Consider the following 281-nt stretch of genomic DNA (forward strand, 5'->3'; position numbering starts at 1 on the left):
CCTGAAAACGTAGACTTGGAGTATTATGTTACTGAAATTGGCGCAGAAACCGCTGATGAAGACGACCAAATAGACACCCCGGAAGCCTATATAAACGAGCCGGAGTATAATATAGAAGACGCCAATGGTAACCCTACCAATGTACAGATAATTTATGTACGGGTAAACAGTGGGGTAAATGGCAATTTCTGCCACGTGGTGGTACCTTTTGAAATTATTGTGGTACCCGAGCCAAAACTCAACCCACTCGGCGATCCGTTTGGCTATACTTTATGTGAAGA

At 43.8% G+C, this 281-nt stretch carries 1 protein-coding gene; it reads left to right on the forward strand.

Annotated features, from left to right (window positions below; genetic code table 11):
* Positions 1-281: hypothetical protein (locus tag FKR84_RS13470; RefSeq protein ID WP_233357784.1), on the forward strand; the 281-nt coding region annotated here is incomplete at both ends.

This window comes from Haloflavibacter putidus (assembly GCF_006546625.1).
GTDB lineage: Bacteria > Bacteroidota > Bacteroidia > Flavobacteriales > Flavobacteriaceae > Mesonia > Mesonia putida.